The organism is uncultured Anaerococcus sp. (assembly GCF_963510915.1).
Taxonomy (GTDB): domain Bacteria; phylum Bacillota; class Clostridia; order Tissierellales; family Peptoniphilaceae; genus Anaerococcus.
In genome coordinates, this window is the sequence record NZ_CAUPHG010000057.1 from 1 (window position 1) to 11,533 (window position 11,533).

The 11,533-nt window shown below is 37.3% G+C and carries 12 protein-coding genes; 1 reads left to right on the forward strand and 11 read right to left on the reverse strand.

Going from position 1 to position 11,533, the window contains the following annotated elements:
* From RQ893_RS05930 to RQ893_RS05965, 8 genes are all read right to left on the reverse strand, one after another.
* Positions 1-1,216 (reverse strand): V-type ATP synthase subunit B (locus RQ893_RS05930; RefSeq protein WP_311482130.1); only part of this gene is annotated, 1,216 nt, incomplete at its 3' end.
* Between the two features lie 4 nt (positions 1,217-1,220).
* Positions 1,221-2,978, reverse strand: coding sequence for a V-type ATP synthase subunit A (locus tag RQ893_RS05935; protein WP_311482131.1), 1,758 nt, complete (start codon positions 2,976-2,978; stop codon positions 1,221-1,223).
* A gap of 11 nt (positions 2,979-2,989) precedes the next feature.
* The gene (locus RQ893_RS05940; RefSeq protein ID WP_311482132.1) at positions 2,990-3,301 is read right to left on the reverse strand and encodes a V-type ATP synthase subunit F; all 312 of its coding nucleotides are present in this window, start codon (positions 3,299-3,301) and stop codon (positions 2,990-2,992) included.
* Positions 3,294-4,328: a V-type ATPase subunit gene (locus tag RQ893_RS05945; protein ID WP_311482133.1), complete on the reverse strand. Its 1,035-nt coding sequence runs from the start codon at positions 4,326-4,328 to the stop codon at positions 3,294-3,296. Before RQ893_RS05945 ends, RQ893_RS05940 begins: the two co-directional genes overlap by 8 nt.
* A complete protein-coding gene (locus RQ893_RS05950; protein WP_311482134.1) occupies positions 4,325-4,888 on the reverse strand; it encodes a V-type ATP synthase subunit E in 564 nt (187 codons plus the stop codon). The genes RQ893_RS05945 and RQ893_RS05950 overlap by 4 nt, the downstream gene beginning before the upstream one ends.
* Positions 4,889-4,903: 15 nt before the next feature.
* On the reverse strand, positions 4,904-5,371 hold the full coding sequence (locus tag RQ893_RS05955; protein WP_311482135.1) for a V-type ATP synthase subunit K: 468 nt from the start codon (positions 5,369-5,371) through the stop codon (positions 4,904-4,906).
* The gene (locus RQ893_RS05960; protein ID WP_311482136.1) at positions 5,368-7,290 is read right to left on the reverse strand and encodes a V-type ATP synthase subunit I; all 1,923 of its coding nucleotides are present in this window, start codon (positions 7,288-7,290) and stop codon (positions 5,368-5,370) included. Before RQ893_RS05960 ends, RQ893_RS05955 begins: the two co-directional genes overlap by 4 nt.
* Entirely contained in the window at positions 7,277-7,600 is a 324-nt protein-coding gene (locus tag RQ893_RS05965) for a hypothetical protein (protein WP_311482137.1), read from the reverse strand. The genes RQ893_RS05960 and RQ893_RS05965 overlap by 14 nt, the downstream gene beginning before the upstream one ends.
* 103 nt (positions 7,601-7,703) lie before the next feature.
* Here RQ893_RS05965 and RQ893_RS05970 point away from each other — a divergent pair, with 103 nt between their 5' ends.
* Positions 7,704-8,792 (forward strand): hypothetical protein, encoded by a 1,089-nt coding sequence (locus RQ893_RS05970; protein WP_311482138.1) that lies wholly within the window; start codon positions 7,704-7,706, stop codon positions 8,790-8,792.
* 235 nt (positions 8,793-9,027) lie between these two features.
* Here the strand turns inward: RQ893_RS05970 and RQ893_RS05975 are convergent, their stop codons facing one another.
* The 3 genes from RQ893_RS05975 to RQ893_RS05985 all read right to left on the reverse strand — a co-directional run.
* Complete coding sequence (locus RQ893_RS05975) at positions 9,028-10,086, reverse strand: ribonucleotide-diphosphate reductase subunit beta (protein ID WP_311482139.1); 1,059 nt, start codon at positions 10,084-10,086, stop codon at positions 9,028-9,030.
* A gap of 9 nt (positions 10,087-10,095) precedes the next feature.
* Positions 10,096-10,428, reverse strand: a complete 333-nt coding sequence (locus RQ893_RS05980) for a phage holin family protein (RefSeq protein WP_311482140.1) — start codon at positions 10,426-10,428, stop codon at positions 10,096-10,098.
* 947 nt (positions 10,429-11,375) lie between these two features.
* On the reverse strand, positions 11,376-11,533 hold a 158-nt coding region (locus RQ893_RS05985), incomplete at its 5' end, for a hypothetical protein (protein WP_311482141.1).

Sequence of the window (11,533 nt, forward strand, 5' to 3'; positions counted from 1 at the left end):
TGGCAAATTCAGCAAAGGCTAGGTCTGCATCTGACAAAGCAGAGTCACCTAGGATTTTTTGCAGTTCTCTTGCATCCACACCTGAGGCGTAGGCTGCATAGATTTGGTTCATGGTATCTGCGTGGTCTTCCCTAGTCTTGCCCTTTCCTATACCCTTATCTTTTAGCCTTGATAGGGATGGAAGAATAGATACAGGTGGCGCAATTCCTTGGTTATAAAGGTCACGACTTAGGATGATTTGTCCCTCAGTTATATAGCCTGTTAGGTCTGGAATTGGGTGGGTAATGTCATCTTCTGGCATTGATAAAATAGGAATTTGTGTAATTGTTCCTGGTTTGCCACGAAGTTTACCTGCTCTTTCATAGATTGTAGAAAGGTCTGTGTAGAGGTAGCCTGGGTAACCACGTCTACCTGGTACTTCCTTACGGGCTGCAGATACTTCACGAAGGGCCTCAGCGTAGTTGGTCATGTCTGTCATGATTACTAATACTTGCATGTCTTTTTCAAAGGCTAGGTATTCTGCACAAGTAAGAGCCATCTTTGGTGTTGAAAGACGTTCAATAGCAGGATCGTCAGCTAAGTTTATAAATAAAACTGAACGGTCAATAGCTCCTGTTTTCTTAAAGTCATCCATAAAAAATTGAGCTTCTTCGAAGGTGATACCGATAGCAGCAAAGACTACCGCAAAGCCTTCGTCATCTCCCAAAACCTTGGCTTGTCTAGCAATTTGGGCTGCTACTTGGTTGTGTGGCAGACCGTTTCCAGAAAAGATTGGAAGTTTTTGACCCCTTACAAGGGTGTTTAGGCCGTCTATGGTTGAAATACCTGTTTGGATAAATTCTGATGGGTAGTCTCTTGAAACAGGGTTTATAGCTGTACCATTAACATCCCTTTTGTCCTCAGGAATTATTTCTGGACCATCATCTATAGCTTCACCTAGACCGTTAAAGGCACGACCAATCATGTCTTCACTTACAGCAAGCTCTAGAGGTCTACCTAAAAACCTTACTGATGTAGATTCAAGGTTGATACCGCTTGATCCTTCAAAAAGCTGAACCATGGCACGGTCCTTGTTTATTTCTATAACCCTGCCCCTTCTGTGTTCGCCAGTTTGAAGTTTGATATCAACTAGCTCTTCAAAGCTGACTCCCTCAACGCCTTCAACAAGCATAAGAGGGCCAACTACTTCTGTTACTGTTTTATATTCTTTTAACATCCGTCTATGCCTCCTTTATTAGCTTGCTAATAGCTGAGTCGATTTCAGATCTGATTTCATCAAATCTTCCTGGATTGTCTTCACTAATTAATTTCAATCTTGAAATTGATTCGTTAACGTCAAGGCCTTCGATTTCTTTTATTTCAACGCCTTTTGATAAGGCTTCTAGACACTTATCGTAATTATAAAGAATAATGCCTAGCATCTTATCTTGCTTAGCTAAAGAGCAGTAGGTATCCACATCGTGGAAGGCGTTTTGTTGGAGGTAGTCCTCTCTAATTGACTTGGTTACATTTAATTTTAACTTATCGTCATCAGATAGGGCGTCACGTCCTACAAGCCTTACTACTTCTAAAAGACCTGATTCTTGTTGTAATAAACTCATGGCACGTTTTCTCATAGTTGAGAAGCCTTCGTCTACGTTTCCGTCTATGAACTTATCCATCTTATCTTGGTAGAGTGAATAAGATGATAACCAGTTAATAGCTGGGAAGTGTCTTTGGTAAGACAAATCGTAATCTAGTCCCCAGAAGACCTTAACAATACGTAGTGTAGCCTGGGTTACTGGCTCTGACATATCTCCACCTGGAGGAGATACGGCTCCTATTACTGAAAGGGTACCAATATCTTCCCTATTTCCTAAAACTCTTACCTTGCCAGCTCTTTCATAGAAATCTGCAACACGACTAGCAAGATAAGCAGGATAACCTTCATCACCTGGCATCTCTTCCAAACGTCCACTCATCTCACGGAGAGCTTCTGCCCATCTAGATGTGGAGTCTGCCATCATAGCTACGTTATAGCCCATATCTCTATAGTATTCAGCAAGGGTAATACCAGTGTAGATTGATGCTTCCCTGGCTGCTACAGGCATGTTTGATGTATTTGCTATTAGGACTGTACGTTTCATGATTGATTCGCCAGTTTTTGGGTCAACAAGTTCTGGGAATTCATTTAGTACGTCTGTCATCTCGTTGCCACGTTCACCACAACCAACGTAGATTACTATATCAGCGTCAGCAAATTTTGCTATCTGGTGTTGGACAACAGTCTTGCCTGAACCAAAAGGTCCTGGGATGGCTGCTGTACCGCCCTTGGCAACTGGGAAGAAGGTATCAATTACCCTTTGACCTGTAATTAGAGGTTCGTTAGGGTCAATTTTTTCCTTGATTGGTCTTCCCTTCCTAACTGGCCAGTATTGGATCATGTTTAATTCTTTATCGCCGTCTTTTGTTTCAATAACTGCGATTGTATCAGCTACTGTAAATTCGCCAGCTTTTATGTCTTTTAATTTTCCGCTTACTCCGTAAGGCACCATAATCTTGTGGGTAATAACTGTGGTTTCTTCTACAATTCCTAGGATGTCCCCTGCTACAAGGTCATCTCCAACCTTGGCTACAGGTTCAAATTCCCAAAGTTTTTCCCTATCTAGGGCTGGTGCTGTTACTCCTTTTTCTAGGAAATTTCCTGCAAGCATTTCAAGTTTTTCAAGTGGTCTTTGGATACCATCGTACATTCTCTCGAGCATACCAGGTCCAAGCTCTACTGATAGAGGTCTACCAGTTGATCTAACCTCATCACCAGGACCTATACCAGTTGTCTCTTCATATACTTGGATACTTGCGACATCTCCCCTCATCTCTATTATTTCACCGATGAGCTTATCCTTTGATACCTCAACCACGTCATAGATATTAGCATCGGTTAGACCTTCTGCCTCTATAAGTGGTCCAGATACTTTAGTAATTTTACCTATATTCAAATTAAGCTCCTTTAATTTAGAATGTTAGCTCCAACTGCCTTTTCAACCGAACGGTTGATATCAGCAAGACCTATTCCTAATGAACCCTTGTTGGATGGGATTAGGATGATAGCTGGAGTCATAGATTCTCTGTATTTATCTATAGTTTCATGGCTAAGCTCTGCCATGGCTTCGGTGATGAAAATTACACCGTAGTCCTCACTGGCAAGCTTATCTATTAGTTTACTTGCGTCTTTTTCGTCAATGGCTGTAAAGGCGTCAATTCCTATTGCCTTGAAGGCTAAAATCGAATCCTTATCGCCAATTACTCCTATTTTATACATAAGTTTCTCTTAACCTTTCCCTAGTAAAGTCTTTTGGAAGTGAATTTAACTTAGAGATAAAGATTATCCTTAGGTTTTTAATCTCTTGCTCTTTGGCAATCAAAAATCCTAACAAAACTTCTGGGCCATAGGTCATAGACTTGGCGTTTTTAGCAAAGTCCATAAAATGATCATCGATGGCCTTTTCTAGGTCAAGAAGATTTTCCGCATCGTTTTTATCCCTGTCTAAACTTTTTTTGAGGTAGGAATTTACCTTTAAGCTTGAAGTCTTTGATAAAATCTCATTTACATCCATGCTTATCATGGCAAGAACATCATCTTTAGCAAGGTTTCCTCCATCAATTAGGGCGTTTTTTAAATAATCAAGTCCTAATTTTTGTCCCCTAATTCTTAGAAGGGTCTTGATATTGACAAGATCTATCGCTTCCTTTGTATAGGTAAGCAAGGAGTCTATCTCAGTGGCTTCTGCAAGAGCAAGCTCCCTTTCATAATAGGACTTATCAAGGGATATGTCTATCATAGCAGGGTTTTGGCTTTCCTCATAGGCTTTAAGTGCCTTTTGGGCATAGGCAAGGTAAATTTCCCTATCATCTTTTTTCCCAACAGAAGCAAAGTTTTCTTCCTCGTCTGTGGATTTTAAAAGTTCCCTTTTTATAAAGGCTGTATCTACATTTGCCATAGGAGAATAGATTTTGGAATAATCTTCTTCTTGGATAATTTCTTTTACTAAAAGTTTTAGGTTATGAAAATTATATTTTTCGATTAGATACTGGCTGATATTTTTATCAGGAGTCACATCAGCTATTTTTTCATAGACCTTTACTAATTCCTTAATCAGGATTTTTTCATACTCTTCATCCCTATCAAGCTCTGCTATTGCACTAGCATATGATGAGTCATTTAGAGCATTTAACACTTCGCTCAAACTTTCATAGTCATTTAGTCCTTCAAGGTCATGCGCCTTTAGCAGATCATCTTCATAAATCCTAGTGGACGTAGAAGCTGCTATGAAGTCTTCTCTTTTCATATTTCTTCCTTAGTAAAAAGTGCGTCAGATATTATTTTTTTGATTTCATCTTTCTCATAATCAATTATTGATGAAAAAGAATTGTCATAAGTGATGTTGCCATCTTTTATTATAAAACCATCGTCTGTGGTCTCTTCTGAAACTTTAAGTCCTTTTAGCTCACTTGAATCAAAAATGCCTTCCATTCCCTTTTTAAGGAAAATTTCTGCACTTGAATATGGAAATTTTTCAAGCCTATTTAAAACAAATCTCTTATAAGCAGGACTTTCTAAGTCTTTAAGACCAGATAAAACCTTAGCAATCACTTGGTTTATAAGCTCATTTTTGGCTCCTATTTTTATATCACGAGCCCTACGAGTTGAAGAAAGCTCTTCATTGGCTTGGACAAGCGTACACTCTTTTTCAGTATAGCTTATTATTGTCTTTACCTCTTCTGCTGCCCTCTCCTTGGCTTCATTAGTAATTTGCTCAGCTTCTTTCTTTGCCTCATCTAATATCTGATTTTTTTCTTCTTCCGCCTTGTTTTTTATAGATTCTAATATTAAATCAAGATTATTCATAATCTTATCCTAATATTATGCTCTCATAACTAGTAGTAGGGAAATAACAAATCCTAGGATTGCGTAAAGCTCAACCATTACTGCATAAATCATACCCTTAACGAATTCTGGTTCGTTTTTAGCAAGGATGTTGATACCAGCTATAGCTACCTTGGCTTGTTTTACAGCTGAGAAGTAACCTACTATAGCTACTGGAAGGGCTGCCATTAGGAAGTATAGACCATCTGCAAAGCTCATCTCTGGGCTTAGTTTACCCATGATAAAGAAGGCAATAGCAAAACCGTAAAGACCTTGGGTACCTGGAAGTAGTTGGAGGACTAGGACCTTACCAAATTTTTCTGGTTGTTCAACTGTTAGTGCTGCAGCAGCCTCACCTGCCATACCTGTTCCCTTAGCACTTCCCATGCCTGATAAAAATGTTGCAAGAGCCATAGCTAGGACTCCAAAAACCATTCCGCCGTTTTGAACTAAAAATTCTGTCATTTTCTTTCTCCTCTATTAATTATTATTTCTTTAGTATCTTCTAACATTTCTCTAAATTTAACTCCGCCACCTTCGTAAAACTTATTAAACATTTCTACATAGATTAGTCTTAGACTGTGGACGTAGGCTGACAAGTAGGATAGGAACATATTAAATAATTGGAATACAACAAAAACAATTATTCCGCCTATTATACCTCCTATGCCTCCGTCAAAGAGCATCTTAACAATTACGTTTACTGCATAGGCTACAAAGCCTCCTGATAGAACTAGGGCCATAAGTCTAAGGAAGGATACAAAGTCTCCTACCCAAGAAGTAATTCCGTATAGGTCATAAACCCCAGATCCAATCCTGCCTCCGATAGATTTAGCATCACGTCCTGAGAAAAGGACTATGCCAACCATACCTATACCCATTAGGTAGAGGCCAATTTTGTTTTTGCTTAAGCCGTAGTAGATTGGACCACCAACAGCCATATACCAAAACAATACATCATAAACAGCATCCATTGGCTTGCCATCTCTGATATACATATAAGCCTTCATACCAAGGGAAATAAACAAGGCAAGTCCACCGATTATAAGACTCATGATGATAAGGGTGTTTATATCATTTTGGGTATCAATCCAACCAAATGGCACATCAATGATGCCACCAAAGACTGAACCAAAGATAAAGCCAAAGACACAAGCCGAAAGGGAAATACCCAAAAATAGCTTGACCATTTTTTCGGTTGACTTTGGAAAATCTTTTAGCTTAAGAGCTGCAATAGTTCCTATAACACCTAAAAGTCCATAACCTAAATCGCCTATCATAAATCCTGTAAATATGGTATAAAAGATTGCCACTAATAAAGATGGGTCAAACTCATTATATTTAGGTAAAGCATAGGTTTCTACAACCGACTCATAGGGTTCTACTATTTTATTATTTTCTAAGATTATTGGAACAAGTGGGTCATCTCTCTCTGCTTCTTTTATATCTAGGATAAATTTATCACCTAAAACTTCGCCGAGATCCTTTTTAAACCTCTCTGTCATACTTGTTGGTAGGTAGCCTTCTATCACATCCATGGACTTGGTTTTTAAGAAAAATTCAACGCTAGCTTCCTTCTTTCTTTCATTTCCCAAATAGGACTTATAGACTTGAAAATCCTCCATATACTTAGAGAAATCAGCAATCTCTGCCTCTATCTTTTCTATATGAGATTCTACTGTTTTCTTTTCAGCCTCAAGTGATTTAAGACTTTCTAAAACAGAACCTTCTGCCCTAACCTTAACCCTCACAAAACCAAATTCTCTAAGGATTTCTTTAAATTCTTCTTCATCATCAAGGGAAGCTATGGCCACTATGTAGCTTAACTTATCAGCTTCGCTAAAACGATATACCAAGGACTCCTCTAGGTGGTTTTCTACCAGGGTTTTCCTTAGTGAGTCATAGAATTGACTTGAAATTGACCCCGTCTCTACATAAATTCTCTTTGAATCATAGAGGCTATTGAGGTTAATATCTATGTCCTTCCATGGCCTTAAATCATCAATTTTTTGGCTTAAGCCTTGTCTTTTATCAACCAGGCCTTCCCTTTCTTTAACTAGCTTAATCAACTTGTCATAAATTAGGTTAAAATCGAAATTACTTCCTGCCTTATAAACCCTATCAAGGTCCATTCTTTTAAGATCTGATTTAATATCACCATTAAACTTATTTACAGTTTCAATACTGTAGGCAAGCTTCTCCAAGCTCTCATCAAGGGCATTTAATTTACTTTCGTTTTTAACTTCTTTTAGATAGGACTCGTCCTCGCTAACTTCTAGGTCGTTAAAATGCACATAGTTAAAATTTTGAAGAATATTTAATAGGCTACTACGCTTTTCCTCAAAGCTTAGAAGATTAAATTTATTCATCTTAACTATCGCCATTATTCACTATCCTTTCTACAAGGGAATCGACAGTCTTAGAGACCTTATCTAGGTCAATTTTCTTGATTTCTTCTGCTTCTTCTCTTGCTTTTTCTAACACTGGTTTACTTTTTTCAAGGGCCTTGAGCTTAGCTTCTTCGATAAGTTTCTTAGCTTTGATTTTTGCTCGATTAACCTCGTCTTTGTAGGATTCATCAGCTTTAATCTTGGCTTCTTCGATTAGCTTTAAGGCTTGCTCTTTAGCCAAATCAAGCTCCTTATCTGCCGACTCTTCAGCAGACTTTACTTGATTTAAAATGTCATCAGTCATAATTCACCCCCTAATACTAATTAAATTATATCATATTTTTACCCAATTCGGGTATAGTCTAGACAAAATAAGACTTATATTTTGTAAAGTAAAAGGAAACCATATGAAAAAAAGTTTAGAAATCCTCCTAATCCTCTTAATTCTAACCGGATGCAGGCAAGAAGAAAAAAATATAAATGAAACCTACGCCCTAGAGCAAGTTCAACAATTTGAGAAAGACGATAGTCTTTACACAGGTGAAAGACTCATAGCTTATCCTTCATCAGTAAAATCCAAAACAGACTCATATCCTAAAAAAGACTTGGATAACCTAGATTATAATAAAGAAGTAAGGATGGGTAATATTTTTTTTAGAATTCCAAATAGGTGTGCAATTTTCAAAAAAGACGACACTTATTTTATAGATTTCCCACTCGACCTATCTTACAATGTCCTAATAAGTTTTGAATCGATAGATAATGATGAAGATTTAATAAGTTTGGCTGATAAAATAATTAAGGAAAAAGTTCTAAATAAAAATATTAGCTCAAAGCCAATTAGAAATAAATTTACCAATCTCGATAGTGCTTATTTTACCAGTAAAGATGAGGAATTTACCTACACCCACTTTTTTATAAAGTCAGATAATTCAACCGTATATTTTGTAATCAAAGAAGATAAGACTAAAGCTGGTGGGAAAATTATGGCAGATATCCTAATGACCGCCTACGCTGCTGGTGATGATGCCTACGAAGTTAAAAAATCTTTTAAAGACTATAAGGATAGCCTCTCGATTTTTGCAACCAAGGAAGAAAAGTTTGCGGACCTTAGAGTAAAAATTCCAGAAAATTTCAATCTCCAGCAAGAAGGAGACGGTTTTAAATATTTCCTAGCTAGGGAAGATAATGAAGCTATAGGTGCTATCCTCATGAAAGAAGACAAGGTTGACGGAAGTCTTTATGATGCCTATAGCCTAAATTCAGGAGATTTAATCTACCCAACTTGTCTGGTAAATATGGGAAAGGTCAGCCTAAAAGACGGAATCTTAGATGGTGAAATTAGGCTCTACATGAAAGAGAATACCCTAACAGGCAAAAAATTTGTCATAAAAAGAAAAAATACCTACCTCACAATAATAGTAGTAGGTCCAATCGCCAACAAGTCCCTCGCCATTTCCATGGCTGATTCAATAAAAGAATCGATTAAAAAATAATGTTTCACATGAAACAAGGTCAGACCTAATATAAATAAAGGAGTTAAACATGCGTAAAATTTTAACTATTATTCTAATAATAAATATCTTAATCTATCTCTACAGGAGATTCATATTGAAAAGAAAAACCAAATATGATAAGTACAATATCTCGCTTATCTTGTTTTGGTATTTTATTATATTAATTTCAACTATCTAAGACAAAACCAGAGCAAAATATGCTCTGGTTTTATTTTTATAGGTCATCTTCAATTATTGATGATTTAGAGTAGGCTGTTACTTTTGCTTCAAAAAAGTCAGTCTTTACAGCATTTGGATCTGAATACTCATCTACCCATTTCATTGATTGAGGAATTTCTGTATAGCCCTCAAATAGTGGTTCAAAACCAAGTCCCTTGGCACGAAGGTTGCCTAGATATTTGATATAATCTTCAATCATGTTTGTGGATAGCCCTGCTATATTATCACCTATAGCGTACTTGCCCCATTCAATTTCTTGGCGAACTCCTTCTTTTAGCATTTCCCTGTAGATGTGGGTAGCTTCTGGTGTGAAGAGGTCTGGTCTTTCCTTTTTAAGGTCGTTAATCAAAGATCTAAATAGCCATAAGTGGGTATTTTCATCCCTGTTGATGTATCTAATTTCTTGGACAGTTCCTGGCATTTTGCCATTTCTCCCTAGGTTGTAGAAGAAAGAAAATCCTGAATAGAAATAGATTCCCTCAAGGATATAATTGGCAATTAAGGCCTTTACAAATTGGAATTCATTGTCTCTTTCCAAAAATTCGTTGTATTGGTCACCGATGAATTCATTACGTCTTAGGAGGTGGTCGTCTTCCTTCCAGAGGTATAAAATCCTTGTTCTTTCTTCTGGTGAACAAATTGTATCAAGGATATAAGAATAAGACTGAGAATGGATTGACTCTTGGTAGGTCTGAATTGACAAACAAAGGTTAATCTCATTTGCAGTTACATAGGTCTGTAGGTTTGGCAAATTAGCTGTCTGTATAGAATCAAGATAAGTCAAAAATGAAATAATCATGTCATAGGCTCTTTTTTCGTGCTGATCAAGATTCCTATAATCTTTGATATCTTGATTTAGATTTACTTCTTCTGGTATCCAGAAATTGTTCATGGCCTGTCTGTACCAATCGGATGTCCAGGTGTATTTTAGGTTGTTAAAATCGTTTAGATTTGTGGTATTACCTTGAATAATCTTTCTCTTAGCAAGGTCAATATCTCCATTTTCATTGAAAATACCACGTTTTTCGACTTCTTTTCTCTTACTTTCTTCCATCTCTACCTCCTAGGAAATGATATTTAATACAATAGATGAAACTATTGATAAAACTATAGATGCAAAAACCAAACTAAATAAATGGGAATCAATGTGGGCCCCATCAACAAATTTAAAAGCCAAATATAAAACAAAGGCACTGATTACAAGAGAAAATAAACCCAAGGTCAAAAAAGTGATAGGAAAGGCAAAAAACCTAAGAATAGGCTCAACCACTCTCTGAAGCAAGGTCAAAACAATCGCTGTAATAATAAGCGCCGAAGTCTTGTCAAATGAAATATGGCTGATAAAATTGCTCATCAAAAACAATGAAATAGCATTGGCTATAAATAAAATTAACAAAATAAACTCCTTTTTTCCATCCAAGACAAAATATTTTTTATCCAAGATGAAGTATTCTTATAATATTATTATACCAGATTATTATGGTTTTTATCAGAGATAAAGTATCTTTTTCTTCTTATCCGAAATAAGTTATCATTTTTCTTAATTCAAGATTATTTTTATCTTATATTGATTAAAGGTCATCTACATGACCCCTCCGTACAAAGGGGGAGCCCAGGGGAACGTTTCGCACGTTCCCCAACCCGCTCCCCCTTAGACCCCCTCCGGGCGACCCCTCTCGGGGAATAATGTGTTTGCCTTCGGCAAACTATTAATATAGAGGTTCCTTCGTTCATGTTGGACTATTTTCTGACTTTTTTGACATTCAGTCGGCTAAAATTTGATAACTCGCTATCGCTCAAACAATCAAATTTTTTGACGCCTCCTTCATTTACAAAAATACAAGGTCTTAAGTTTTTAACTCTTCGTATAAGAAAGATAAAACTAATTTAGCAATGTTTGGCTAAAGCCAAACGAGCCTGGCAAATCCTAGAACTTCGAAACTAATTATCTTCTTTATCAGGTAAAGATTTCTAATCAAGGATTGCGTTAAGAAAATCACTTGTTTGAGCGTAGCGAGTTTGCGATTTTTAGCAACCCGATGATTAGAAATCTGTGGGGAGATACATACTCTTAAACAAGGTAATTATCTCTAAATAAAAAAGCTTGTCGAAAAGGCAAGCTTCCTTACCCGCACTCCGCTAAGGAGCCGCTCGGGGGTGTAGCGGAAAGGGGGCCTGGGGGAACCCAGTGAGGGACCCTGCGGAAGGTCCCTTGGGGTTCCCCCAGATACGGAGCAGTCATGTTAATGACTGAGAAAATATAATAGATGCAGTCAATCTCGGATTGAAAAAAAGGAGGGCTTTTGGGAGCCCTCCCAAAAATTTATTTATCTTGGATAAATCCTACGCGGAGCAAGTATCACACTCTTCCACTTCTAGTGATTTTCCCCTCACATAGTAAATGCACTTTACTCCTGCTTCCCAAGCTGTTAGGTAAACATTTAGTATCTGTCTCATGGTGTATTCTGTGGTGATGTAGATATTTACTGATTGGGCTTGGT